Origin of the sequence: Pseudomonas sp. FG1, from assembly GCF_034313875.1 — a bacterium.
GTDB lineage: Bacteria > Pseudomonadota > Gammaproteobacteria > Pseudomonadales > Pseudomonadaceae > Aquipseudomonas > Aquipseudomonas veronii.
This window is the reverse complement of record NZ_JAVIWP010000001.1, coordinates 1,527,728-1,552,096: the sequence shown is the minus strand read 5'-3', so window position 1 is coordinate 1,552,096 and position 24,369 is coordinate 1,527,728. Positions and strand designations below refer to the sequence as shown.

22 protein-coding genes and 1 pseudogene are annotated in these 24,369 nt (G+C 61.3%); 13 read left to right on the top strand and 10 right to left on the bottom strand.

The genetic code is table 11. The features are described 5' to 3' along the window. Positions 1 to 7 precede the first annotated feature (7 nt). The 3 genes from RGV59_RS07260 to RGV59_RS07250 are packed head-to-tail and all read left to right on the top strand — an operon-like array spanning position 8 to position 3,683. On the top strand, positions 8 to 1,816 hold the full coding sequence (locus tag RGV59_RS07260; protein WP_046488743.1) for a sensor histidine kinase: 1,809 nt from the start codon (positions 8 to 10) through the stop codon (positions 1,814 to 1,816). Then, positions 1,813 to 3,198 (top strand): sigma-54-dependent transcriptional regulator, encoded by a 1,386-nt coding sequence (locus tag RGV59_RS07255; protein WP_017848554.1) that lies wholly within the window; start codon positions 1,813 to 1,815, stop codon positions 3,196 to 3,198. Before RGV59_RS07260 ends, RGV59_RS07255 begins: the two co-directional genes overlap by 4 nt. A 26-nt stretch (positions 3,199 to 3,224) precedes the next feature. After that, positions 3,225 to 3,683: a YiiD C-terminal domain-containing protein gene (locus RGV59_RS07250; protein WP_126585933.1), complete on the top strand. Its 459-nt coding sequence runs from the start codon at positions 3,225 to 3,227 to the stop codon at positions 3,681 to 3,683. Positions 3,684 to 3,759: 76 nt separating this feature from the next. On the opposite strand, the gene cysQ is transcribed toward RGV59_RS07250, so the two are convergent. Beyond that, the gene (cysQ, locus tag RGV59_RS07245) at positions 3,760 to 4,596 is read right to left on the bottom strand and encodes a 3'(2'),5'-bisphosphate nucleotidase CysQ (RefSeq protein WP_017848556.1); all 837 of its coding nucleotides are present in this window, start codon (positions 4,594 to 4,596) and stop codon (positions 3,760 to 3,762) included. Beyond that, a complete protein-coding gene (gene nudE / locus RGV59_RS07240) occupies positions 4,593 to 5,159 on the bottom strand; it encodes an ADP compounds hydrolase NudE (protein WP_017848557.1) in 567 nt (188 codons plus the stop codon). Before nudE ends, cysQ begins: the two co-directional genes overlap by 4 nt. Positions 5,160 to 5,246: 87 nt before the next feature. Between nudE and yrfG the strand changes: the two genes are divergently transcribed. Then, positions 5,247 to 5,909, top strand: coding sequence for a GMP/IMP nucleotidase (gene yrfG / locus RGV59_RS07235; RefSeq protein ID WP_046385044.1), 663 nt, complete (start codon positions 5,247 to 5,249; stop codon positions 5,907 to 5,909). A gap of 42 nt (positions 5,910 to 5,951) precedes the next feature. Here yrfG and lysM read toward each other — a convergent pair whose 3' ends face one another. Continuing rightward, on the bottom strand, positions 5,952 to 6,395 hold the full coding sequence (gene lysM, locus RGV59_RS07230) for a peptidoglycan-binding protein LysM (protein WP_126585934.1): 444 nt from the start codon (positions 6,393 to 6,395) through the stop codon (positions 5,952 to 5,954). Positions 6,396 to 6,526: 131 nt separating this feature from the next. On the opposite strand from lysM, the gene RGV59_RS07225 reads away from it, so the two are divergent. From RGV59_RS07225 to RGV59_RS07210, 4 genes and pseudogenes are all read left to right on the top strand, one after another. After that, positions 6,527 to 7,414 carry a LysR family transcriptional regulator gene (locus tag RGV59_RS07225; protein ID WP_017848560.1) on the top strand — a complete coding sequence of 296 codons (888 nt, stop codon included), beginning with the start codon at positions 6,527 to 6,529 and terminating at the stop codon, positions 7,412 to 7,414. A 97-nt stretch (positions 7,415 to 7,511) separates the two neighbouring features. After that, entirely contained in the window at positions 7,512 to 8,351 is an 840-nt protein-coding gene (gene fdhD, locus RGV59_RS07220; protein ID WP_126585935.1) for a formate dehydrogenase accessory sulfurtransferase FdhD, read from the top strand. After that, positions 8,348 to 10,695: pseudogene (locus RGV59_RS07215) on the top strand (FdhF/YdeP family oxidoreductase). The gene fdhD and the pseudogene RGV59_RS07215 overlap by 4 nt, the downstream one beginning before the upstream one ends. A gap of 199 nt (positions 10,696 to 10,894) precedes the next feature. After that, positions 10,895 to 11,371 carry a glycine zipper domain-containing protein gene (locus RGV59_RS07210; RefSeq protein WP_017848563.1) on the top strand — a complete coding sequence of 159 codons (477 nt, stop codon included), beginning with the start codon at positions 10,895 to 10,897 and terminating at the stop codon, positions 11,369 to 11,371. A gap of 118 nt (positions 11,372 to 11,489) precedes the next feature. Here the strand turns inward: RGV59_RS07210 and RGV59_RS07205 are convergent, their stop codons facing one another. From RGV59_RS07205 to RGV59_RS07195, 3 genes are all read right to left on the bottom strand, one after another. After that, positions 11,490 to 11,921, bottom strand: a complete 432-nt coding sequence (locus RGV59_RS07205) for an acyl-CoA thioesterase (RefSeq protein ID WP_102617764.1) — start codon at positions 11,919 to 11,921, stop codon at positions 11,490 to 11,492. A 23-nt stretch (positions 11,922 to 11,944) separates the two neighbouring features. Next, positions 11,945 to 13,882 carry a RecQ family ATP-dependent DNA helicase gene (locus RGV59_RS07200; protein WP_126585937.1) on the bottom strand — a complete coding sequence of 646 codons (1,938 nt, stop codon included), beginning with the start codon at positions 13,880 to 13,882 and terminating at the stop codon, positions 11,945 to 11,947. 286 nt (positions 13,883 to 14,168) lie between these two features. Further along, entirely contained in the window at positions 14,169 to 15,344 is a 1,176-nt protein-coding gene (locus RGV59_RS07195) for a tetratricopeptide repeat protein (protein WP_126585938.1), read from the bottom strand. 861 nt (positions 15,345 to 16,205) lie between these two features. Here RGV59_RS07195 and RGV59_RS07190 point away from each other — a divergent pair. Next, positions 16,206 to 16,562, top strand: coding sequence for a DUF1493 family protein (locus RGV59_RS07190; protein WP_017848567.1), 357 nt, complete (start codon positions 16,206 to 16,208; stop codon positions 16,560 to 16,562). Between the two features lie 86 nt (positions 16,563 to 16,648). Here RGV59_RS07190 and RGV59_RS07185 read toward each other — a convergent pair whose 3' ends face one another. Then, positions 16,649 to 18,190: a phosphoenolpyruvate carboxykinase gene (locus tag RGV59_RS07185; RefSeq protein ID WP_017848568.1), complete on the bottom strand. Its 1,542-nt coding sequence runs from the start codon at positions 18,188 to 18,190 to the stop codon at positions 16,649 to 16,651. A 179-nt stretch (positions 18,191 to 18,369) separates the two neighbouring features. Beyond that, positions 18,370 to 19,272, bottom strand: a complete 903-nt coding sequence (gene hslO, locus RGV59_RS07180; RefSeq protein ID WP_017848569.1) for an Hsp33 family molecular chaperone HslO — start codon at positions 19,270 to 19,272, stop codon at positions 18,370 to 18,372. A 126-nt stretch (positions 19,273 to 19,398) separates the two neighbouring features. On the opposite strand from hslO, the gene RGV59_RS07175 reads away from it, so the two are divergent. Continuing rightward, positions 19,399 to 20,202, top strand: a complete 804-nt coding sequence (locus tag RGV59_RS07175; RefSeq protein WP_017848570.1) for a phosphatase PAP2 family protein — start codon at positions 19,399 to 19,401, stop codon at positions 20,200 to 20,202. 45 nt (positions 20,203 to 20,247) lie between these two features. Here the strand turns inward: RGV59_RS07175 and RGV59_RS07170 are convergent, their stop codons facing one another. Continuing rightward, positions 20,248 to 20,655, bottom strand: coding sequence for an RNA-binding S4 domain-containing protein (locus RGV59_RS07170; RefSeq protein ID WP_017848571.1), 408 nt, complete (start codon positions 20,653 to 20,655; stop codon positions 20,248 to 20,250). 116 nt (positions 20,656 to 20,771) lie between these two features. Here RGV59_RS07170 and RGV59_RS07165 point away from each other — a divergent pair, with 116 nt between their 5' ends. Genes RGV59_RS07165 through rimK form a run of 3 tightly spaced genes read left to right on the top strand, consistent with a single transcriptional unit; the run spans position 20,772 to position 22,949 of the window. After that, positions 20,772 to 21,551 carry an EAL domain-containing protein gene (locus RGV59_RS07165; RefSeq protein ID WP_046488753.1) on the top strand — a complete coding sequence of 260 codons (780 nt, stop codon included), beginning with the start codon at positions 20,772 to 20,774 and terminating at the stop codon, positions 21,549 to 21,551. Positions 21,552 to 21,582: 31 nt separating this feature from the next. Continuing rightward, positions 21,583 to 22,047 (top strand): ATP-dependent zinc protease, encoded by a 465-nt coding sequence (locus RGV59_RS07160; RefSeq protein WP_017848573.1) that lies wholly within the window; start codon positions 21,583 to 21,585, stop codon positions 22,045 to 22,047. Continuing rightward, positions 22,044 to 22,949, top strand: a complete 906-nt coding sequence (rimK, locus tag RGV59_RS07155; protein ID WP_003213178.1) for a 30S ribosomal protein S6--L-glutamate ligase — start codon at positions 22,044 to 22,046, stop codon at positions 22,947 to 22,949. Before RGV59_RS07160 ends, rimK begins: the two co-directional genes overlap by 4 nt. Positions 22,950 to 23,046: 97 nt before the next feature. Here rimK and RGV59_RS07150 read toward each other — a convergent pair whose 3' ends face one another. Further along, complete coding sequence (locus tag RGV59_RS07150) at positions 23,047 to 24,360, bottom strand: ATP-binding protein (protein WP_017848574.1); 1,314 nt, start codon at positions 24,358 to 24,360, stop codon at positions 23,047 to 23,049. Positions 24,361 to 24,369 lie beyond the last annotated feature (9 nt).

Below are 24,369 nucleotides of genomic sequence, written 5' to 3'. Positions count from 1 at the left end.
GACTCCCATGACCCCACCCCTCCCGCGAAGACCCCGCTGGCGCAGCCTCGCCCTGTTGGCGCTGTGCCTGGCGCCGCTGCTGTGGCCGCTGGAGCACCTGGCCGAGCGCTACTACCGCAGCGAACTGGCCGGGCAGAACCGCCAGACCCTCGACCTGTACGTCGCCAACCTGCTGGGCACCCTGCACCGCTATGAAGTGCTGCCGCAGATCCTCGGCGACTTGCCAGCCCTGCGCACCGCGCTGGCGGCACCGCAGGTCAGTACCAACCTGGCCAACGCCAACCTGTTGCTCAAGGACGTCGCCGCCCAGGCCGGGGTCGAAGTGATGTACCTGATGGACACCACCGGCAAGACCCTCGCTGCGTCCAACTGGGACAAGCAAGACAGCTTCGTCGGGCGCAATTTCTCGTTCCGCCCGTATTTCAGCGAAGCCATGGCCGGACGCCTGGGCCGGTTCTTCGGCTTGGGCACCACCTCGGCCAAACGCGGCTACTTCTTCGCCGCCGCGGTGCGCGATGGCGAGAAAGTCATCGGTGTGCTGGTGGTCAAGGTCGACCTGGACCACACCGAAAGCCTATGGGGCAACACCCCCGAGCAACTGCTGGTCACCGACCACAACGGCGTCGTGATCCTGACCTCGCGCCCGCAATGGCGGTTCCGCGCCACCCGGCCACTGACGGACGAAGAGCACCAGGCGATCATCGCGATCCAGCCCTACCCGACCCGCGATCCGCAACCGCTGGCCTTGAGCCCGACGGCCTGGCTGCGCCAATCCACGGCCATCGCCGAAACCGGCTGGAACGTGGAGATCCTCGCGCCACAATCGTTGATCAACCGCCCGGTACGCACCGTGGTCGCGGTGGGCGGCGCCACGCTGTTGGTGCTGATGTTGCTGCTGGGCCTGATGATGCAGCGCCGTCGGCACTACCTGGACCGCATCGCCTTCGAAGCCAAGGCCCGACGCGAACTGGAAATGCGCGTGGCCGAGCGTACCAGCGACCTGGAAGGGCTCAACCGGCGCCTGAAACAGGAAGTGCTGGAGCGTGAACATGCGCAGCAGGAACTGGTGCGCGCCCAGGACGACCTGGTGCAGGCGGGCAAACTGTCGGCGCTGGGCACCATGTCGGCGAGCATCAGCCACGAGCTCAATCAGCCCCTGGCGGCGATTCGCAGCTACGCGGAAAACGCCGAAATCCTGCTCGACCATGAGCGAACCGACGACGCGCGCGGCAATCTCAAACTGATCAGCGAACTGACCGGCCGCATGGCCTCGATCATCGCCCACTTGCGCGCGTTCGCCCGCCGCGATCGGCATGCGCCGGAAAGCGTCGCCCTGCAACCGGCACTGGACGACGCGCTGGCGTTGCTGGCCAAACGGCGGCGCGCGATGGAAGTCGAGCTGATCCGCGATTTGCCCGAGGCGACCTTGTGGGTCGAGGCCGGTGAAACCCGCCTACGCCAGGTGCTGGGCAACCTGCTGGCCAATGCCCTCGACGCCCTCACCGAAAAAGGCCCGCCGCGCAAACTCTGGCTGAGTGCCGAAACCACCGAGCAGGGCGTCAACCTGTACATTCGCGACAACGGCCCGGGGTTTTGCATGGAAGCCCTGGGACGCGCCAGCGAGCCGTTCTATACCACCAAGACCCGCACCCAGGGCCTCGGGCTGGGCCTGGCGATCTGTGACACCTTGATGCGTGCCTTTGGTGGCGAACTGCTGTTTGCCAACCACAAGCAAGGCGGCGCGCTGTTAACCTTGAAATTGCGTGCCGGCTCGCCGGGCGTCAGTCTGCAACCGTCCGAGGACCGCAGTGTATGAGTATCGATAACCAGATTCAGGTGGTGTTGATCGACGACGATCCACACTTGCGTCAGGCCCTGTGCCAGACCCTGGACCTGGCCGGGCTGAAAGTCCTGCCCCTGGGCGAAGCCACCGGCCTCACCGCGCAGCTGTCGCGGGATTGGCCGGGCGTGGTGGTCAGCGATATTCGCATGCCTGGCATGGACGGCCTGGAGCTGCTGGCCGAGCTGCACGGCCAGGACCCGGAGCTGCCGGTGCTGCTGATCACCGGCCACGGCGATGTACCGCTGGCGGTGCAGGCCATGCGTGCCGGTGCGTATGACTTCCTCGAAAAGCCGTTCGCCAGCGACGCCCTGCTCGACCGCGTGCGTCGCGCCCTGGCCCTGCGCCGGCTGGTGCTGGATAACCGCAGCCTGCGCCTGGCCCTCAGCGATCGCCAGCAATTGAGCACGCGCCTGGTCGGGCATTCCCCGCAAATGCTGCGCCTGCGCGAGCAGATCGGCGCGCTGGCGGCAACCAAGGCCGATGTATTGATCCTCGGCGAAACCGGCGCCGGCAAAGAGGTGGTCGCCCGCGCACTGCACGACTTGTCGAGTCGGCGCAGCGGGCCTTTCGTGGCGATCAACGCTGGCGCGCTCGCCGAGTCGGTGGTCGAAAGCGAGCTGTTCGGCCACGAGCCGGGCGCCTTTACCGGCGCGCAAAAACGCCGCATCGGCAAATTCGAATTCGCCAACGGCGGCACATTGTTCCTCGACGAAATCGAAAGCATGAGCCTGGACGTGCAGGTCAAGCTGCTGCGCCTGCTGCAGGAGCGCGTGGTCGAGCGCCTGGGCGGCAATCAACTGATCCCGCTGGATATCCGCATCATCGCCGCCACCAAGGAAGACCTGCGCCAGTCCGCCGACCAGGGCCGCTTCCGCGCCGACTTGTATTACCGCCTCAACGTCGCGCCGTTGCGCATTCCACCGCTGCGTGAGCGCGGTGAAGATGCGTTGATGCTGTTCCAGCACTTTGCCGACGAAGCCAGCAGCCGCCATGGCCTGCCGCTGCACGAATTGCAGCCGGGCCAGCGCGCGCTGCTGCTGCGCCACAGTTGGCCGGGCAATGTGCGGGAATTGCAGAACGCCGCCGAGCGCTTCGCCCTGGGCCTGGAGTTGGCGCTGGACAACACCCCGGACAATCTCTCCGCCGGCCTGCTGACCTCCACCCCCGGCGGCCTGAGCGAACAAGTCGAACAGTTCGAAAAAAGCCTGATCGCCGCCGAACTGAGCCGCCCCCACAGTTCCCTGCGCAGCCTCGCCGAAGCCCTCGGCGTACCGCGCAAGACCCTGCATGACAAACTGCGCAAGCACGGCCTCAACTTTGCCGACAGCGCCAGCCACAGCAGCGACGACGAATGACCCACCCTACCCACCAAGAGGCCGCCATGAGCCGCGACAGCCGTTACCTGGAATCTATCCTCCACCACGACATCCCCCTCACCCGGGAAATGGGCCTCAAGGTGCTCGACTGGCAACACGGCCAATTGCAACTGCACTTGCCCCTGCAAGCCAATATCAACCACAAGAGCACCATGTTCGGCGGCAGCCTCTATTGCGGCGCGGTCTTGGCGGGTTGGGGTTGGCTGCACTTGCAGTTGCGCGAAGAAGAAATTCTCGAAGACGGGCATATCGTGATCCAGGAAGGGCAGATCAGTTACCCGCTGCCGGTCACACGAGACGCGACCGTGATCTGCCAGGCGCCGGAGGAGAAAGTGTGGAAGCGCTTTGTGGCGACGTACAAGCGCTATGGCCGCGCGCGGTTGACCCTGGAAACGTGGATTGTGAATGACGGCAGTGACGAGCGCGCAGTGGTTTTCAGCGGCCAGTACGTCCTGCACCGCTAGCCGCCGCGCCACAAAACAAAGTGGGAGCAAGTCAAATCGTCGCACCGCCCCTCCCACATGTTGATCTGCGGAGGCCTTAAGCGCGGGCCAGGGTGAGCAGGCGTTCGCGCCACGCGGCTTTGGCCGGCAGCGCCAGGAAGAACGGGTTCAGCAACGATTCCCGCGCCGGATAGCTGAACGGCTCGCCGCTCAACTCCAGCACTTCGCCGCCCGCACCTTCGAGCACGCCCTGGGCTGCGGCGGTATCCCACTGGGAGGTCGGCGCCAGGCGCGGGTAGCAATCGGCACTGCCTTCGGCCAACAGGCAAAACTTCAACGAGCTGCCGATATTCGCCAGCTTCAACTCACCCAAGCCTTCGCTCAAGCCCTGGAGCAAACGCTCCTGCTCAGGGCTGCTGTGTCGGCGGCTGGCAACCACGGTAAACGCCTCGCCGGCGGCCGGGGCCAGGCGCACCTGGATCGGCCTGGGCGCTTCGTTCACATCGGAGCGCCACGCCCCCAGGCCCGCGCCGCCAAAGTAGCAACGGCCGCTGGTGGGCATCGACACCACGCCAAACACCACGCGGCCCTGTTCGATCAACGCGATGTTGACAGTGAACTCATCGCTGCCGGAAATGAATTCCTTGGTGCCATCCAACGGGTCCACCAACCACCAGCGCTGCCAGCCGGCACGCACGCTCTGGTCGATATCGGCGTCTTCTTCAGAAAGCACCGGGATGCTCGGGTCCAGCGCGGTAAGGCCGGCGAGAATCAGATGATGGGCGGCAAGGTCCGCCGCCGTCACGGGCGAATTATCGGACTTGGACGTCACGGCCACATTGGCGCGCCAGAACGGCATGATGACTTCACCGGCCTGGCGCGCCAGCTCGATCACCGGGGCAATGAATGGGTGGCCTAGAAACAATTCGCTCATGCGCTGAACACTCCACGCTGGGTCAACAGGTCTCGTACCAGGTACAGCGCGGCCAGGGCACGGCCTTCGCTGAACTGCTCGTTTTGCGCCAGTTGCGCCAGCTCGCGCAGGTTGACCCGGTCTACACGCATCGGCTCGGGTTCATCGCCTTCCAGGCGTTCTTCATACAGATCGGTGGCCAGTACCACCTGGATTTTCTGGCTCATGTAGCCAGGCGACAGCGAAAGCTCGGTGAGGTGCTCCAACTGGCGCGCGCCATAGCCGGCCTCTTCCTTGAGTTCACGGTCCGCCGCCGCCAGCACATCCTCGCCCGGCTCGATCAAACCCTTGGGCAGCGAAAGCTCGTATTCGTCGGTCCCGCCGCAGTATTCCTCCACCAGCAACGCATGCTCGGCGTCGATCATCGCCACGATCATCACCGCGCCGTAGCCGGCTCCGCGTCCCACCAGGCGCTCGTAGGTCCGTTCTACGCCGTTGGAAAAGCGCAATTGCACTGCTTCCACGCGGAACAAACGGCTACTGGCGACTATTTCGCGGGAGAGGACGGTGGGTTTCTGGCGCATAAGCGGCTCCTTGGGGTGATCGGGTTACTATACCGTGGCTTTTCCGATTGTCTGTGTCGGATATCTTTACTTACGTGAGAACGCCCCATGCCCTCTTTGCCCTGGCACGCCATCGACACCGTCCTGCTGGACATGGACGGCACCCTGCTCGACCTGCATTACGACAACCACTTCTGGATGGAACACCTGCCCCAACGCTACGCCGAGCTGCATGGGGTGAGCCGTGCCATGGCCGAGATGGAGTTGCAGCCTCTGTTCGAGCGTAACGCCGGCCAGTTGCAATGGTATTGCCTGGATTTCTGGAGTACCGAGCTGAAAATCCCGGTGCGCGAACTCAAGCAGGAAACCGCCCACCTGATCGCCCTGCGTGCGGATGCCGATACGTTTCTGGCGGCGATCCGACAGGCCGGCAAGCGCGTGATCCTGATCACCAACGCGCACCGTGATTCGCTGTCATTGAAGATGGAACGCATCGAGCTGGCGCCGTATTTCGAGCGGATGATCAGTTCCCACGACTACGGTTTCGCCAAGGAAAACCCACAGTTCTGGGACGCCCTGCAGGCCGATATCGACTTCGACCCGGCGCGCAGCCTGTTTATCGACGACACCTTGCCGATCCTGCGCAGCGCCAGGGACTTCGGCGTGGGGCATTTGCTGGCGGTGAAAGAGCCGGACAGCAAAAAAGGGCCAAAGGACACCGGGGAATTTGCGGCAGTCGAGGACTACCGGGATCTCATTGTCGGACTCTGAACCCATGTGGGAGCAAGCCCCCACACAGGTTTACCGCGTGGACTACTCGGGAATACGCAGCGTCTGCCCCGGGTAGATCTTGTCCGGATGCGACAACATCGGCTTGTTGGCCTCAAAGATCTTGTTGTACAGATTGGCGTTGCCATACACCGCCAGGGAAATCGCGCTGAGGGTGTCGCCCTTTTTCACCACGACAAAACGCGCCGCCACAATCGGTGCGGGGTCGGTGACCTTGATCTGGTCATCCACACTCGCGACCCCGGCAATATTGCCCAGCGCCAGCAGGATCTTCTCTTTCTCTTCCTGGCTGGCGACTTCGCCGGTCACGGTCACCTTGTCGCCGTCAACCGTGGTCTGTACGTTCGGATTACCCAGACCGACCTTGGCCACATGCTCTTTCAACTGCTCGCTGACGTTCGCATTACCCGGCGTCAACAGGTCGATCAACTTTTCGCCGGCTTCCTTAACAAAGCTAAAAATACTCATGCTGCTCTCTCCTTGGGTTTGAGTTCCAGATGCCAAAGACTAGACCAGCCCAACAGATCTGGGTTCCCAGCCGCCTAAAGACCCAAACACGCTAGAATCCCCCCGCCATTGGAATAAGCCCTGGAGCGAAGATGGACATCAAGCAGCTGAAATTCCTCATCGCCCTCGACGAGACGCGCCACTTCGGCCAGGCGGCCGCGCGTTGCCATATCACCCAGCCGACCCTGTCGATGCGCCTGCGCAGCCTCGAAGAAGAACTCGATCTGCCACTGGTCAACCGTGGCCAGCGCTTCGAAGGTTTCACCGCCCCGGGTGAGCGCGTGCTGGCCTGGGCGCGCACGGTGCTGGCGGCGTATGACGGCCTGCTGGCCGAAGCCGCAGCCTGTCGCGGCAACCTGGTGGGGACGTTGCGCCTGGGCGTAGTGCCGCTGTCGAGTTTCGATCCGTTGGCGCTGATGCAACAACTGCACACAGAACACCCAAGCCTGCGCTTTGAGCTGTCGGCCCTCAGCTCTGAACAGATCCTCGAACAATTGGCGAGCAATCGCCTGGACCTCGGCGTGTCCTACCTCGACCGCCTGGACAACGAGCGCTTCGACTCCCTGGCCCTCGGCGAAACCCGCATGGGCCTGCTGTACGACCAACGCTATTTCAGCTTCGGCGAAAAGCCCCTGAGCTGGGAAGCCCTGATCGAACTGCCGCTGGGCATGCTCACCAGCGGCATGCACTTCCGGCAGTCCATCGATCACAACTTCCATAGCCGGGGCCTGCACCCGCAACCACTGTTGCAGACCGACGCGGTCCATCAGTTGTTACAAGCGGTCCACGGCGGGCTGTGCTGTGCGGTGATGCCCTTGGACGGTGGCCTGGACGCGCTGACCGAGCATTTGCGCCTGCAACCGATCGAAGACGCCCATACCCTGGCGCGCCTGGGGCTGATCATGCGCCGCAGCGCCCCGCGCTCTGCGTTGGCGGAAGCGTGTTTCGCGCTGTTTCAGAAATCGCAAACCGAGTCTTGATCGACGTCATCTATCGGTAGATCAGTACTGGCAATTAGACGCGACGCTTTGTCGCGCCTAGTCTAAACACTGACCCATCCGCCGTCGGTACTGCCTCATGAACGCCAAGCGCCCAGTCTGCGCGGCGCCCGCTGTTCAAACGCCCGCGCCCGCCGCCAGCCAGAGCTACCAGTTTTGCACGCTCGAACACACGGAAGTCGCCAGCACCGCGTTGGCGGAAGAAGTGGCGTTGGCGATTGCCTATAACGACGTCAGCCAGGCCGTGATGCTGGTGACGCCGACGGACCTCGAAGACTTCATTGTAGGCTTCAGTATCGGCAGCGGCATTATCGCCGACGTTAGCGACATTTATGACCTGAAACTCAGCGGCACGGGCTCTGCCCAGTACGCTCAGGTGCAGATTTCCAGTCGCGCGTTCTGGAACCTCAAGCAGCAGCGCCGCCAACTGGCCGGTACCAGCGGTTGCGGGTTGTGCGGCGTGGAAGCGCTGGAACACGCCCTGCCGGACCTTGAGATACTGCCCGGCGCGCCCCTGCCGCCGGCCGAGTGGCTCGACGGCCTGCGCCAGCGCATCAGCGCGTTCCAGCCTCTGGGCCAGCACAGCGGCGCGGTGCATGCGGCGGTGTTCATGAACAACCAGGGCGAACTGCTGCTGGGCCGCGAAGACATCGGCCGACACAACGCCCTCGATAAATTGATCGGCGCGCTGATCCGCCAACGGATTCCAAGCGAAGGCGGCCTGGCCATTGTCACCAGCCGTTGCAGCCTTGAGTTGATCCAGAAAGTCCTGCGCGCGGGCATCCAGACCCTGGTCAGCCTGTCGTCGCCCACCGGCCTGGCCCTGCAATGGGCACGCCGGCACAACCTCAATCTCATCCACCTGCCGCAGAAAAGTGCGCCGCGGGTCTACAGCCCTGCGATGGAGAAACAGCCATGAGCAATCACCACCAAGCCGACCAAACCCCAACCCCGCGCTACAAGCCTTACAAGGGTGCGGCGGGCGGCTGGGGCGCGCTGATCAGCGTGGCGCAGGCATGGCTGACCAGCGACAACGCGCTGAAAAACCTGCGCATGATGCTCAAGACCAACCAGAACGGCGGCTTCGACTGCCCGGGCTGCGCCTGGGGCGACTCGCCGGAAAGCGGCATGGTCAAGTTCTGCGAAAACGGTGCCAAGGCAGTCAACTGGGAAGCCACCAAACGCCGCGTCGATGCCGCGTTCTTCGCCAAGCACAGCGTCACCGCGTTGCTGGAGCAAAGTGACTATTGGCTGGAATACCAGGGCCGCCTGACCGAGCCGATGCGCTACGACGCACAGACCGACCGTTACCAGGCCATCAGTTGGGAGGCGGCGTTCGAGCTGATCGGCCAGCACCTCAACGCCCTGCCGAGCCCGGACATGGCCGAGTTCTACACCTCGGGCCGCGCCAGCAACGAAGCGGCGTACCTGTACCAGTTGTTCGTGCGCGCCTACGGCACCAACAACTTCCCGGATTGCTCGAACATGTGCCACGAAGCCAGTGGCGTGGCCCTGGCGCAAAGTGTCGGCGTCGGCAAAGGCACCGTGACCTTTGACGACTTCGAACACGCCGACGCGATTTTCGTCTGGGGCCAGAACCCCGGCACCAACCACCCGCGCATGCTCGAACCGCTGCGCGAAGCGGTGAAACGCGGCGCTCAGGTGGTGTGCATCAACCCGCTGAAAGAGCGCGGCCTGGAACGCTTCCAGCACCCGCAGCACCCGCTGGAAATGCTCACCAACGGCGACAAGCCGACCAACACCGCATACTTCCGCCCCGCGCTGGGGGCGACATGGCCATCCTGCGCGGCATGGCCAAGTTCCTGCTGTTGTGGGAGCGCCAGGCCCAGGCAGAAGGCAAGGCAGCGGTGTTCGACCACGACTTCCTCAACGAACACACCACCCACGTGCTCGATTACCTCGGCCAGATCGATGACACCTCCTGGGAAGAAATCGTCGCGCAGTCCGGCCTGCCCCTGGTGGAAATCGAGCAAGCGGCGCGCATGTACGCCAAAGGCAAGAACGTGATCATGTGTTGGGCGATGGGCATCACCCAGCATCGTCACTCGGTGCCGACCATCCAGGAAATCGCCAACCTGATGCTGCTGCGCGGCAATATCGGCCGCCCGGGCGCCGGCCTGTGCCCGGTGCGCGGCCACAGTAACGTGCAGGGCGACCGCACCATGGGCATCAACGAACGGCCGCCGGTGGCGTTCCTCGACGCCCTGGAGCGGCGCTTCCAGTTCCAGGTGCCGCGCACCAACGGGCACAACGTGGTCGAGGCGATCCACGCCATGCTGGAAGGCCGCGCCAAAGTATTTATCGGCCTGGGCGGCAACTTCGCCCAAGCCACCCCGGACAGCCCGCGCACCTTCGAAGCCCTGCGCAATTGCGACCTGACCGTGCAGATCAGCACCAAGCTCAACCGCAGCCACCTGATGCACGGCAAAGACGCGCTGATCCTGCCGTGCCTGGGCCGCACCGACATCGACATCCAGGCCGAAGGCCCGCAGGCGGTGACGGTGGAAGACTCGTTCAGCATGGTCCACGGCTCCAACGGCCAGCTGCAACCGCTGTCGAGCCGGATGAAATCCGAGCCGGCCATTCTCGCCGGCATCGCCGCCGCCACCCTGGGCAGCCAACCGGTGGACTGGAACTGGCTGGTGGCCGACTACGGACGTATTCGCGAGCTGATCGCCGACACCATCCCAGGCTTCAAGGACTTCAACGAGCGGATCAAAAACCCGGGCGGTTTCTACCTGGGCAACGCCGCCGGGGCACGTCGCTGGAACACGCCTTCGGGCCGCGCCAACTTCCGCCCGAACGTCCTGCCCAAGGACCTGATCCACGAACGCACCCACGCCACCGGGCACGTGCCGGACCTGATCATGCAGTCGATGCGCTCCCACGATCAGTACAACACCACCATTTATGGCCTGGACGACCGCTATCGCGGGGTCAAAGGTCAACGCGACGTGTTGTTCGTCAACGAAGCCGACATCATCCGCCTGGGCTTCAAGCCGGGGCAAAAGGCCGACATCGTGTCGCTGTGGGAAGACGGCCGTGAGCGCCGCGTAAAAGGCTTCACCTTGCTCGCGTTCGATATTCCGGCGGGGCAGGCAGCGGCTTACTACCCGGAAGTGAACCCGCTGGTGCCCTTGGAAAGCACCGGGGATGGCAGCCATACGCCGACGTCGAAATTTGTGGCGATCCGCCTGGAAGCGGCGAGCGACAATGGCCTGATCATGGCGCGCTCGGCGTAAATCCCGGGCACAAAAAAGGCCGCTTTTGCATAAAAGCGGCCGTTCCGAAGTAACTAAAGACCCGCCGAAATCACTTAAGTTCCCTAGCTAAAACAGTAAGTTAGAGAATTGTGTACAAGTCGTGTTACTGGTCGGATTTCTATTGTCACAATGTCGACACAGCCTCAGGATCGCGCCGTCATCCTCTTGAGGTCTCTCTATGAAGTTCTCCTCGATTCTCTTGTTGTCCCTTGGCCTGGTCAGTGGCGCAGCCATGGCCGGTGGCACCACCGAAGCCGGTGTAGGCGGCGCATTGGGCGGGGTACTCGGTTCGGTTGTCGGCCAGCAGGTCGGCGGTAATACCGGTTCAGCCATCGGTGCAGCCCTGGGCGGCGCGGGCGGCAGTGCGGTCGGCGCTGACAAGCGCAGCCGCGGCGAAGCAGCCATTGGCGGCGCCCTGGGCGCAGCGGGCGGCAACGTGGTAGGCCGCAGCATGGGCGGCACCACCGGCAGCCTGATCGGCGCAGCCGCTGGCGGCGGCGCGGGCGGCGCGCTGGGCAACTACATGGGCAACAAGAGCGATGACGACGACCGTCGTTACCGTGGCCGTGACGACCGTCGCTACTACCGGGATGGTCACCCTGGCCGTGGCCATGCCTATGGCCATCGCAAGAACAAGCATCACTACCGTGATTGATCAGATCTAAAGAACACTGAAGAAACACTGTGGGAGGGAGCTTGCTCCCGATAGCCGAGTTTCAGTCACCCATGTGCTGGCTGATACACCGCTATCGGGGGCAAGCCCCCTCCCACAGTCAGGCCACCAACCGCTGCAACGCCTCGCGCAACATCCCCGGAATCGTCACCGGCTGGTTCGTCCCCCGATCCACGAACACATGCACGAAGCGCCCCGCCGCACAGGCGTCCTCCTCGCCTGCCTTGAACACCGCCAACTCATACTGCACCGAGCTGTTGCCCAACTTGCCGACCCGCAGGCCTATTTCGATGCGTTCGGGAAAGGCGACGGAAGCAAAGTAATCACACGCCGAACTCACCACAAACCCCACCACCTCGCCGTCATGAATATCCAAGCCACCGTGTTCGATCAGGTAGGTATTCACTGCAGTGTCGAAGAAGCTGTAATAGGTCACGTTGTTCACATGGCCATACACATCATTGTCGTGCCAGCGCGTAATGATCGGCTGGAAGTGCCGGTAATCGGCGCGTTGGGGCATGGAGTCAGGCATCGGCGCGTCTCGTCAAAGTGGGTTTACAGGTTATTCAAATGGGTTTCGGCCCACTCGCGTACCTCGGCGTAGGGGTAGTCCTCCAGCGCAGCAAAACCAGGGATGCCGCGTGCCTTCAATTTGGTGAACAGCGGCACGCTGATACCGCCCAGGAACCGCGTCAGCCGTTCGGCGCCGGGCAGTTGGCCGCAGTACTCATGATGCCTGTGGATAAAATCACCGCACAGCCCCATGAAGTTTTTATCCACAAGCGGCGCCAGGCTCGGCGGCGCCGGCAAATGCGCGACATGGCCGTGGCACACCGAACAATGCCCGCAGCGCTGCGGTGCATGTTCATCACCGAAATAGCGGGCCAGGCGCTGGCCCAGGCAGTGTTCGGTGGCGAACAGGTCGAGCATGGCGTGAATCCGCGCCACTTCCGTGACCTCGTGTTGCTTGAAGCCTGTGTATAACTCTGCGCTCAACACCTGCGGATCGAAATCGGTCTTCAGCAGGCTGTAGACCTCCGTCATCTGCTTGCTTTCCAGCTCGATCAGGCCCTGCTCCTGGAAGTAATCCAGCGCTTTCACCACGCGATTGCGCTCGGCCTGGTGCTGTTGATAAAGCGTGTCGAAATCCACCGTCGCCCAGGTCTTGGCCCGTTTGCACACTTGGACGATCGCGGCGACAAACGCCTGCCGCTCCCCGGAAAACCGCGCCAACAAGGCGTCGGGCTCGATCAGGTACTTGAACCGGTATTCGGCGTAAAACGCGTAGCGCGGCGCAATCACGCCTTTGAGTTCCAACTGCACCAGCAGCGTCTTGAGGGGCAGCTCGCGGATGTTGCTGTGGTCCGACAGCGAGCGCAGCAGAAACTCCCACTGCCCGTCCCCTCGCGCGGCCTGCAACTCGTCCAGCACACGGCGAATGCCCTCCTGCTCGGGCGTGTCGCCGTACACGAAGTTTTCCAGCACATTGAGGCTGTCGCGGTTGGCGAGCACCAGGCAATCCGAGGGTTGCCCGTCACGCCCGGCGCGGCCGATTTCCTGGCTGTAGTTTTCGATGGATTTGGGCAGGTCGAAATGCACCACGTTGCGGATATCGCTCTTGTCGATGCCCATGCCAAACGCGATGGTGGCGACGATGCAATTGGAGCGCCCACCCATGAAACGCTGCTGGATGCCCTCGCGTTTGTCGTGGGGCAAGCCGGCGTGATACGCCTCGGCCTGGATGCCATGGCGATTCAGGTGCTCGGCGATCTGCTCGGCGGTTTTCTGCAAGGTGACGTAGACGATGCTCGGCTGGCCGGGCCGCTCGCTCATCCATTGGACCAGCCGCCGACGCTTGTCCGCGCCGCTCACCGGCTCCACCAACAGGTTGAGGTTCGGCCGGTAGAAGCCCGTGGTGATCACGTCGTCAGGCGCAATGGCGAACTTGGCCTGCATGTCGGCAATCACCTTGGGCGTCGCTGTAGCCGTCAGCAGCAGCGCTTGTGGGATATTGAACTGATGCTGGTAGTCCGGCAGCTTCAAATAATCCGGACGGAAGTTGTGGCCCCATTCGGAAATACAGTGCGCCTCATCCACCACCAGCAATGAAATGGGCACGCTCTGCAGGAAGTTGCGAAAGCGCTCGTTCTTCAAGCGCTCCACGGAAATCATCAGGATTTTCAACTCGCCCGAGCGCGCGCGCGCCATCACCTCATTGGCCTCATCGCGGCTTTGCGCCGAATCGATACTGCCGGCCGAGATGCCATGGCGTTGCAGGAAACCCAACTGGTCCTGCATCAGCGCCAGCAACGGCGACACCACCAGCGTCAGGTGCGGTAGCAACACCGCCGACAGCTGGTAACACAGGGACTTGCCCGACCCGGTCGGAAAAATCGCTGCCGCCGAACGACCGGCCAGTACGGCGCTGACCGCGGCTTCCTGGCCCAAACGAAATTGTGGATAACCAAAGACCTGCTGGAGGGTGTCGTGCATAAGCTGTCACTCCATTGACCGCTGAAGGTGGCTCAAAAACATAGCCTGGGACGCTCAGCGAATCGAGATAGGTCGCAAGGAAAAAAGAGACAGGATGATACACAGGCTGGGGCAATGGCCTTGGGCCAAATGTGACAAGTTCGACTGTGTAAGTAGGAACATCACAAACCAAATGTGGGAAGGGGATTGCTCCCGATGGCAGTGTATCAGTCAGAAATTAACCGACTGAATTACCGCCATCGGGAGCAACCTCCTTCCCACACCTTAGAACGGCCCTACAGCTAAATCAGCGGTTCTGCACACGCTCGATCGCCGTGTCATACACCGGATTGGCCTTCTGTTCCTTGGCCAACTGGTAGTGACGCAACGCATCCGCGAACTGCCCCGCCGCTTCGTAGATCCGCGCAATGTTGTAGTAGGCGCCGGCACGCACAGTCGCGGCAGTGGCACCGTTCGCCAGGGCGATGGCCTTGCGGTTGGCCCAGATCGACTCGGCGGTGTTGCCGGCCTTCTGATACGCCAGGCCCAGGTTGCCGTAGGCTTTGCCGAAGCTATTGTCCAGGTCGATGGCCTGACGGAACAGGTCGATGGCCTGGTCCAGGTTACCTGCCTGGTAGGCTGCTTCGCCCTTCAGGTTCAGCTTCTTCGCATCCGCTTGTACCGACGAGCTGACAGCCACTGCGGTGACAGCCACGCTGTCGTCCAGCAGAGGCTTGACCTCATTGAGTACGTCTTCGGCACCGACTCTCACACCGGTGAACGTGTTGATGTCCTGGAAGTCGCCACTACCGGTCATGCGGAACACGGTCCACAGGTTGCCAGCGCGGTTCTGCGGCACGTAGTAGGTGCGTACCAGGGATTGCCCCATGTACACAAACACCTTGGCCTCACTGTTGGACAACTCGTTCGAGTTTGGATAACCACTGTTGGAGTAGTCATGCACGGCATACACGTAGCTTTCGCCGTAGTGCTTCTTCTGCAGGGTAATGGTTTCCGGGCCATAGCTGTCGGTGTCGTCCACATCCAACTCAGCGTCGGTGCCCTTTTTGTTACGGAAGAAGATGTTATTGCCGGGGAAAATCATATGCGAGTCGAGGTCGCGCGGGGTCTTGCCCCAGGTCAGCACCACACGCAGGCCGTCGAGGTTTTCCATCACCGGGCTGATGGCGTAGGTCATGCCGGCGCAGGGGCACTTCACTACCAGGTTGGAATAGCCGGGCTTCTTGATGATCAACAGGTTGCTGGCATCATCGGCCGCTTCGCTGGTGAGGGTCACCTGGCCCTGGGTGTTGGTGCGGCCCACTACGTTCTGTGCGCCGTTACGTTGCAGCAGGACTTCGGCGTCGGCGATTTTCTGGTCCTTGACCACCGCACTGAGCACCTCGATCGGCAACTGCTCGGCCTGGATCGAAAAAGCCACTGCACACAATGACATCGCCGAAGCGACACGAAGCAAACCCATGCTTAACTCCCTTTAAGTAGTAGGCGGAATCGCCCTGTAAGATTTCGCGGTGAAACATACGCTGAATTCAGAGCGCTGGCAGAATTTTTCTACAGAATGTGATGTGGTTTTATCGAGCACTTGGTACTACGCCAAGATCAGCCTTCGCCTCGGACGACGGGCAAGCGCAACGCCCACAATTGATTGGTTTTACCCGGCAAGTCCCGGCGAAATAAAAAATGCCGGAAGCATCTGTAAGAAACCGTTAAATACAGCGTAATCCTCTTCCTAAACCGCTTCAAACACCCGCTTGGCCCTCTATAGAAGTGACCTGCGGCTGACCGAAAATAGCGTCCTCTCAACTATTTCGGCAAAAGCCCGTGAATTTAGAAAGGACTCAATACATCGGTCATTACGGCGTCACGCTCTCCGTGATTCGCTCCACCGTAAAGCCTAACGGCAAGCAAGCGCTCAGCGATTTGATATCTCGCAAACCCTGCAACTTGCATAGCGCAGACATCATCATCGGCCTCGATGCTCAGGCGAGCGGTGGCATAGACCCTCAGCGCTCAAGCATCTCAATGCACGTGTATTCAAATGAACCATAATCAATGGCTTTACCTACAGACGGCGCTATTTCTTGCCTTCTATTTATCGCTTTACTACAAAATCACCGACTGCACGCTAAGAAAGCGTTTCGCCGTTACCTTCGTCGTAACTGGGTTAGTCCTTTTGTTCTGGCTACCCTACGTCGCCATCATCCTTAGCATTCAACTCCTTCCTCTAGCCCTGTTCTTGATAGGCTTGGCACTCTTCATCACCCGAAACAAATTTCGCCTCAAACGCGACCGTCCCCCTCACCCACTCCTGCGTGCTCCCACCATGAACCTGGCTCCCAACTTCCCCGAAGACCCCGTCATGCAGCAACTCCTGCAACTGCTGCACGAAGAAATCGGCCTGCCCAAACACAAGACCATTCGCCTGCAGACCTCACTCAACTTCGACCTGGGCTGCGACGGCAGTGAAGCCAAGCAACTCATGGAAGCGCTGGAGCAGGAATTCGCCCTCGATCTGGGCGACTACGACACTTATCGTTACTTCAACCCACCGGTGTTTGATGTGTTCCTCAAGCGGCGGGCCAAGGGGCGTGGCGAAAAGGTGCCGCTGACCATCGGCATGCTTTACCTGGCGATCAAAACCCACAGCTGGGACACGCAGACGCTGGAAAACCTGAGTTAACCGGCAAAACAGCGGCAGGCGCCAACTGACCGTTCGCGCACAAAAAAGCCGCTCACAAGGAGCGGCTTTTTCACAACGACCGAATCTTACAACTTCGGACCCGCTGCCTTGATCGCATCGCTCACGTCAAACTTCTTGAAGTTCTCGATGAACAGACCCGCCAGCGCCTTCGCCGCTTCGTCGTAGGCAGCCTTGTCAGCCCAGGTGTTACGTGGGTTCAACAGGCCGGTCTCAACGCCCGGTACAGCCAATGGCACGTCCAGGTTGATGGTGTCGAGGTGTTGCGTTTCAACGCCGATCAACGCGCCGCTCTGGATCGCTGCGATCACGCCGCGGGTGGTCGGGATGTTGAAGCGTTGGCCGACGCCGTAGCCGCCGCCGGTCCAGCCGGTGTTGACCAGGTAGACCTTGGAGCCGAAGCCGCGGATGCGCTTGATCAGCAGCTCGGCGTATTCGCCGGCCGGGCGTGGGAAGAATGGCGCACCGAAGCAAGTCGAGAAGGTCGACTTGATGCCGCTGCCCGAACCCATTTCAGTCGAGCCCACCAGCGCGGTGTAGCCGGACAGGAAGTGGTAGGCCGCTTGTTCTTCGCTGAGGATCGACACAGGCGGCAGTACGCCAGTCAGGTCGCAGGTCAGGAAGATCACAGCGTTTGGCTCGCCGCCGAGGTTCTTCTCGGAACGCTTGGCCACGTGCTCGAGCGGGTAGGCGGCACGGCTGTTCTGGGTCAGGCTGACATCGCTGTAGTCGGCATGCTTGGCCTCGTCGATGACGACGTTTTCCAGCACCGCGCCGTGCTTGATGGCTTTCCAGATAACCGGCTCGTTCTTCTCCGACAGGTCGATGCACTTGGCATAGCAACCGCCTTCGATGTTGAACACCACGCCCTTGCCCCAGCCGTGTTCGTCGTCACCGATCAGGTAACGGCTTTCGTCGGCGGACAGGGTGGTCTTGCCGGTGCCGGACAGGCCGAAGAACAGGGTCACATCGCCTGCTTCGCCAATGTTGGCGGCGCAGTGCATCGGCAGTACGTCGGCGGCCGGCAGCAGGAAGTTCTGCACCGAGAACATGGCTTTCTTCATTTCACCGGCGTAAAGCATGCCGGCGATCAGCACTTTTTTCTGGGCGAAGTTGAGAATCACGCAACCGTCGGAGTTGGTGCCGTCACGCTCAGGCACGCACTCGAAGTTGGCCACGTTGAGCACTTGCCACTCGTCACGGCCGGCCGGGTTGTACTGGGCCGGGTTGATGAACAGGCAACGACCGAACAGGTTATGCCAGGCAGTCTGGGTGGTCATCTTCACGGCCAGGTAGTGGTCTTCGGAGGCCCCTACATGCACGTGGGAAACAAAATGTTCTTGCGCGTTGTTGAACGCCTCGACGCGAGCCCACAGGGCATCGAACTTGTCGGCCGGGAACTTGCGGTTGATCGGGCCCCAGGCAATGGCGTCCTGGGTCGAAGGCTCTTCAACGATGAAACGGTCGACTGGCGAACGGCCGGTACGGTGACCGGTTTCTACGACCAGTGCGCCAGTATCGGCAAGCACGCCTTCACCGCGCTGCAGGGCTTCTTTGACCAGATCGTCAACACTCAGATCGGTGTATACGGCGTTATTGGCTTGCGTCATGAGGTTCCCCGTCGGCCTGTGGCCGAGTGCTCCAAACGTTTTGTAGTAGAAAGTTGCGCACTACTACCGCGAAAAAAGTGGGCCGGATTATGCCAGAAAAGCCCAAAAAAAGTAGGGCCCTCCCGTCAGAACAGCGCTAATCCGGCATTTGTCAGGTGATTTACCTGTGCTTAAACGTTTTAGTGGCGGGTATCTGAGGGGGTACCGATACCGGCGCCGGCGAACAATTGGGCGATATCGGCGGCGTCGAACAGGTAGCGCTGGTTGCAGAACTGGCAGTCGATTTCGATCTGACCACCGTGTTCCACCACCAGATTTTGCGCATCTTCCAGGCCGAGACTGACCAGCGCGTTCGCCGAACGCTCGCGAGAGCAACTGCAATGGAAGCGCAAGCCCTGCGCGTCGAACAGGCGCACAGTCTCTTCGTGGTACAGGCGATGCAGGATGGTTTCGTTGTCCAGGGCCAGCAATTCTTCAGCGGTCAGGGTGCCAGCCAGGGCGGTGAGGTTGCGCCAGCTTTCGGCGCGTTCGTCGTCGTCCTTGATGCGGTCGGCGGGCAGCTGTTGCAGCAACAGGCCACGGGCGCGCTTGCCGTCGGCGTTGAGCCAGAAGCGCGTGCCGATCTGCTGGGACATAACGAAATAGTTGGTGAAGCAGTCCGACAGGTTTTCGCCGTCGAGGTCGACGATGCCCTGGTAACGCTGGCCGTCGGTCGGGTCGACGGTGAGCGCCAGCACGCCGTTGGGCATCAGGTCGGCCAGGGTCGCGTCCGGGGCGATCAGGTCAGCCTCATACCGGGCCAGGCCACGGATCTCACGCTCGCTGGAGCACTCGATCATCAGCAACGGGACCGGACCTTCGGACCGCGCCTGCAGGATCAGCAACCCGTCGAATTTCATGGTGCCGACCAACAGCGCCGCCGCCGCCATCAATTCACCGAGCAGTTGCGCGACCGGCTCCGGATAGGGGTGCTTGGCGAGGACTTCGGCATAGCTGCGCTCCAACGAGACCAGTTCGCCGCGGGCGTCGTTCTCGTCGAAGATAAAGCGTTGGGTGAAGTCGGTATCCGGTAAATCAGTCATAGGTCTGGGTATCTGAATTGATGACAAAATTATTACAATATTTATAAGATTGAACGCTTTCGCACCATTTTAGTGCGACTTTCTCCGGGAAACAGAGAGCTTATATAGAGCAAAGAGGGACAGTTTATGAACAATCCGGGTTTGTTCCAAGCCAAGTGGAACCTCCGGCGATGGGCTTTTTGCAATCTACTCGCATTCGGGCTGCTGTGTTTTTGGCTGTGGCCCGCAGGCCAGATGCTATGCGTGTTTTTCGACGAGTGGCTGTTTCACCTGTTCAATGCCCCCCTGGCGAGCAATCCGACCTGGCTGCATGTGTGGGCCGCGGCCAGCCTGCGGCCGTTTGATGCGGTGGTCGGCGTGATTCTGCTGACGCTGTTGATTCGCGGCGATTGGGTGTTCAAGGCGGCGCAGGTGCGCCAGGCGTTTCTTGGCTTCTTCGGGATTCTGCTGCTGTTGCTGTTTATCCGCATGCTGTTTTCCAAACTCGCGGCGCAGATGGGTTGGCAACACAGCAGCCCTTCGATGGTGCTCAGCGGCGCGATTCAGATGAGCGACTATTTCCCGGGGCTGGAGAAAACCTGGGAGTTGAAAGACCGTTCGAGCCAGAGTTTCCCTGGGGATCATGCTTCGGTGCTGCTGATCTGGGGAATGTTCATGACGGTATTCGCCCAGCGGCTGGGCCAGGTGCTAGTGATCTGGGGCCTGGCGTTGTTGTTCATGATGCCGCGGCTGGTGGCGGGCGCACATTGGGCGCAGGACGATTATATCGGCGGAGTGTTGCTGGCACTGCTGGCATTGGGATGGGGCTATTACACACCGTTTGCGGCAAAGGTGTCGCAGGTGTTGCTACGGCTGACCGCGCCAGTGTTCGGGTTACTCGCCAAGCTGCCGGTGATCGGGCGATTGAGCGTCATGCGCGCATCCTGCTGACGCTCCCACATCTATCGATCTGCTTTGCGCTGACGATGTGCGCGGTCAATCGTCATTACCGCTGCCGCGAAACTTGAACAGGTCGCGGCGCTGCTTCTTGCTCGGCTTGCCATCGGTGGTCATGCCTGTGGCGCCGGCCTTACGCATCGCCGCTGCGTTTTCGCGCTTGGCGACGCTGGCTTCGGTCTCGGCATACAGCGCCTGCGCTTCGGGCGCGCCACGGCGCACGCTGGAAAGCGCCTGGACCACGACAGTTTTTTCGTCAAACCCTATGCGAATCTGCAACTCATCACCCACGCGCGGCTCTTTGCCCGGCTTGCAGCGTTCGCCGCGATGATGCACCTTGCCACTCTCGATAGCGGCCTTGGCCAAGGCACGGGTCTTATAGAAACGCGCCGCCCACAGCCATTTGTCCAAACGGATTTTTTCTTCCTCTGCCTGCTTCTGAGCCACTTGAATTCCTCGTTCTGAAAAATGTCGCAACTTTACTGTTGAAACCCTTCGACGCATAAACCCCAAGGCTCACCTAAGATACGCCAGGTAGCCCCCTGTTTTCGCGAGGATACCCTGTGACCGACTTCCCGACTTCACTCACCTCGTCCAACCAGCATTGCGTGGGCTGCCAGCAAAGCGAGCCCTTGGGTTTTGATTTTGCATTCGCCTACCAACCGATCGTAGACCTTCGCGACCATTCGGTTTTTGCCCACGAAGCCTTGGTTCGGGGTTCACAGGGCGAAGGGGCGTTGTCGGTGCTGGCCCAGGTCAACGATAGCAACCGCTACCGTTTCGACCAGCGTTGCCGTACCCAGGCAATCGCCGGCGCCGCCGCCCTGGGGATGCAAACCTGTCTTTCCATCAATTTCATGCCCAACGCGGTGTATCGACCCGAGCTGTGCATTCGCAGCACCCTGGAGGCCGCCCGCACGCACAATTTCCCGCTTGACCAGCTGATTTTCGAGACACTGGAAAGCGAACACATAGATAACCATCGCCATTTGACGAATATTCTGCGTGAATACCGCGAATTCGGCTTCAAAACTGCCATCGACGATTTCGGCGCGGGCTATTCGGGGCTGAACCTGCTGGCCGATTTCCAACCTGACTTGATCAAACTCGACATGGCGCTGATTCGCGATGTCGACCAGGATCGTGTCCGCCAGGTTATCGTCCAGGGGATTGTCACAATCTGTGAGCAGTTGGGCGTTACTGTCATCGCTGAAGGCATTGAAAGTGCCGGTGAGCGCGACTTCCTGTCCGACTGTGGAATATTTCTGATGCAGGGCTACTGGTTTGCCAAGCCCGCATTCAACGCGCTGGCCGAGGTTTCCCCTCAAGCCTGGGCGAATTGACCGGTTACCCATATTGAAGACATTTGACCATTTGACCGTTGTCGGTCTGCGCGAGTGGGTGGCACTTCCCGACTTGGGAGTGGCAGGCCTGCGCGCGAAGATCGACACCGGTGCCAGCACTTCGAGCCTGCACGCCACCGATATCGAACCCTTTGAGCGCGACGGTGAGAAATGGGTGCGCTTTACCGCACACCTGGGCAGCGTTGTGCAGTTGCGTCACCGCCGCTGCGAAGCGCCGCTGGTGGCGATGAAAACCATCAAGAGCTCCAATGGTCATGCGCAGGTGCGCTATGTGATCAGCACCACCCTGGCACTGGGCGACCGGGTATGGCGGGTGGAATTCACCCTCGCCTGCCGCAAGGCCATGCGCTACCGCCTGCTCCTCGGTTCCAAGGCGCTGATTGACGGCCAGTTGGTGGTCAATCCCGGCGTCAAGTACGTTCAAGACAAGCCGGTGTTCCCGGTCTCCACTATTTCTGCCCCAGGTGCTGCATGAAGATTGCTGTGCTGTCGCGAAACCCGCGTCTGTATTCCACCCGCCGCCTGGTCGAGGCCGGCACCGAACGTGGCCACGAAATGGTGGTGATCGACACGTTGCGTGCCTATATGAACATTGCCAGCCATAAGCCGCAGATCCATTACCGCGGCAAACCACTGGAAGGCTTTGATGCGGTGATCCCGCGTATCGGCGCCTCGGTGACCTTTTATGGCTGCGCGGTGTTGCGCCAGTTTGAAATGATGGGCGTCTCCCCGCTGAATGAATCCGTCGCGATCGCGCGCTCACGGGACAAGCTGCGCTCGCTGCAATTGCTGTCGCGCCGGGGTATCGGCCTGCCGGTCACCGGCTTTGCCCACTCCCCCGACGACATTCCCGACCTGATCGAAATGGTCAACGGCGCACCGCTGGTGATCAAGGTGCTGGAAGGCACCCAGGGCATCGGCGTGGTGCTGTGCGAAACCGCCACGGCGGCGGAGTCGGTGATCGAGGCATTCATGGGCCTCAAGCAGAACATCATGGTGCAGGAATACATCAAGGAAGCCGGCGGTGCGGATATCCGCTGCTTCGTGGTCGGCGACAAGGTGATTGCCGCGATGAAACGCCAGGCCAAGCCTGGGGAATTCCGTTCCAACCTGCACCGTGGCGGCAGCGCCAGCCTGATCAAGATCACCCCCGAAGAGCGCATGACCGCGCTACGGGCGGCCAAGGTCATGGGGTTGAGCGTGGCGGGTGTGGACATCCTGCGTTCCAACCATGGCCCGCTGGTGATGGAAGTCAATTCATCACCTGGCCTGGAAGGCATCGAGACCACCACCGGCAAGGATGTGGCGGGGATCATCATTCAGCATCTGGAAAAGAGTGGCGGGCCGAACATGACCCGGACCAAGGGCAAGGGCTAGAGGAGCAGTCTTCAGCTTGAAGCTTCAGGCTGCAAGAGACGGGCAGAAGCCGTTTGCTTTTCTCTTGCAGCTCTAAACGTGCAGCTTGCCGCTGCAGCTATACCGCGTCTCGGGGCAACATCAAACCCAACGGCAAGCGCACCCGCGCTTCCAGCCCACCGCCCTCGCGGTTGCGCAGCTCAACATTGCCGCCATGCATCGAGGCAATCCGCCGCACAATCGCCAGCCCCAAACCGGTGCCCTTGCCACCCCGAGCACGGTCGCCACGGGTGAAGGGGTTGAAGATGCCTTCCAGCTCGGCCGGATCGATACCGGCCCCGCGATCCATCACGCTCAGCACCACATAGGGCGCAGCACTGTCACCGGAGACATACGCCGCCACTTCCACATCCGAACCGGCGTGGTGCAAGGCGTTGCCGATCAGGTTGTTCAGCAGGCGCTTCATCGAGACCCGACGCAACGCAAACGGCTGGATCGGCTCCAGGCGCATCCGCACCTGCTCGCCATTCTGGTTGTAGGGCGCTACCACCTCGCGCACCAGGTCCGTCAGGTCGACGACTTCCACCACCTCGTCGCGACCATCGCGGATAAAGGCCAGGAACTGGTCGAGAATCGCGTCCATGTCCTCGATATCACGCACCATGTCGTCCGTGAGATCGGTATGGTTGCCCATCAGCTCCAGGGACAGCCGCAAACGCGTCAATGGCGTGCGCAAGTCATGGGACACGCCCGCAAGCATCAGCTCGCGCTCGCGCCCGGCCTGTTCGACGTCCTCGGCCATCTGGTTGAACGCGCTGTAGACCTCGGTCATCTCGCTGGGCGTGTCGCTGACCGGCAGGCGCACACTGCGCCCCTGTCCCAGCTGGCGGGCGGCGAACACCAGGCGCTTAAGCGGTTGATTGAGCTGGCGCACGAAAATCCACGCAGACGCCGTCGAAAGCAGGCCGATAGCCAGGAACCAGCCCAGTACATTCCAGATCTTCTGCCCTCGCAAAGGGTGCGGATACAGCGGCACCTTCAGCCAATCTTCCCCCAGGCTCGGCGCGCGCACCCACAGCGCGGGTGACACATGCATACGCAGCCGAACTTCGGTGTCGTCGCCCAATTCCGCCTGCATCTGGCGCTGGTAAATCTCACTGTAGGGCCAATGCTGCTCGCCTTCCGGCACACCTGCACCCGCCACGCGCACCAGTGTGGCCGCCTTGGCGATTTTCTCGCGGTTCTCGGGGTCGGCCGCCCAATAGGCGCGCAAGGTCAGGGCGACACCGTGGCTGTATTGCCGATCTACCAGCACGTCTTCGTTCATCAACAGATAAACCAGCGTGAGCGCCTTGGAAAACAGAACGACGATGAGCACCAGCCAAAGGGTGCGGGAGAAGAAACTTTGCGGGAACCACAGCGGGGTTTTCATAGGAGACAG

Bases quoted from the DNA above. Each gene is read 5' to 3' on its own strand.
- RGV59_RS07260 (WP_046488743.1), top strand. From the start codon at position 8: ATGACCCCACCCCTCCCGCGAAGACCCCGCTGGCGCAGCCTCGCCCTG.
- RGV59_RS07255 (WP_017848554.1), top strand. From the start codon at position 1,813: ATGAGTATCGATAACCAGATTCAGGTGGTGTTGATCGACGACGATCCA.
- RGV59_RS07250 (WP_126585933.1), top strand. From the start codon at position 3,225: ATGAGCCGCGACAGCCGTTACCTGGAATCTATCCTCCACCACGACATC.
- cysQ (WP_017848556.1), bottom strand. From the start codon at position 4,596: ATGAGCGAATTGTTTCTAGGCCACCCATTCATTGCCCCGGTGATCGAG.
- nudE (WP_017848557.1), bottom strand. From the start codon at position 5,159: ATGCGCCAGAAACCCACCGTCCTCTCCCGCGAAATAGTCGCCAGTAGC.
- yrfG (WP_046385044.1), top strand. From the start codon at position 5,247: ATGCCCTCTTTGCCCTGGCACGCCATCGACACCGTCCTGCTGGACATG.
- lysM (WP_126585934.1), bottom strand. From the start codon at position 6,395: ATGAGTATTTTTAGCTTTGTTAAGGAAGCCGGCGAAAAGTTGATCGAC.
- RGV59_RS07225 (WP_017848560.1), top strand. From the start codon at position 6,527: ATGGACATCAAGCAGCTGAAATTCCTCATCGCCCTCGACGAGACGCGC.
- fdhD (WP_126585935.1), top strand. From the start codon at position 7,512: ATGAACGCCAAGCGCCCAGTCTGCGCGGCGCCCGCTGTTCAAACGCCC.
- RGV59_RS07210 (WP_017848563.1), top strand. From the start codon at position 10,895: ATGAAGTTCTCCTCGATTCTCTTGTTGTCCCTTGGCCTGGTCAGTGGC.
- RGV59_RS07205 (WP_102617764.1), bottom strand. From the start codon at position 11,921: ATGCCTGACTCCATGCCCCAACGCGCCGATTACCGGCACTTCCAGCCG.
- RGV59_RS07200 (WP_126585937.1), bottom strand. From the start codon at position 13,882: ATGCACGACACCCTCCAGCAGGTCTTTGGTTATCCACAATTTCGTTTG.
- RGV59_RS07195 (WP_126585938.1), bottom strand. From the start codon at position 15,344: ATGGGTTTGCTTCGTGTCGCTTCGGCGATGTCATTGTGTGCAGTGGCT.
- RGV59_RS07190 (WP_017848567.1), top strand. From the start codon at position 16,206: ATGAACCTGGCTCCCAACTTCCCCGAAGACCCCGTCATGCAGCAACTC.
- RGV59_RS07185 (WP_017848568.1), bottom strand. From the start codon at position 18,190: ATGACGCAAGCCAATAACGCCGTATACACCGATCTGAGTGTTGACGAT.
- hslO (WP_017848569.1), bottom strand. From the start codon at position 19,272: ATGACTGATTTACCGGATACCGACTTCACCCAACGCTTTATCTTCGAC.
- RGV59_RS07175 (WP_017848570.1), top strand. From the start codon at position 19,399: ATGAACAATCCGGGTTTGTTCCAAGCCAAGTGGAACCTCCGGCGATGG.
- rimK (WP_003213178.1), top strand. From the start codon at position 22,044: ATGAAGATTGCTGTGCTGTCGCGAAACCCGCGTCTGTATTCCACCCGC.
- RGV59_RS07150 (WP_017848574.1), bottom strand. From the start codon at position 24,360: ATGAAAACCCCGCTGTGGTTCCCGCAAAGTTTCTTCTCCCGCACCCTT.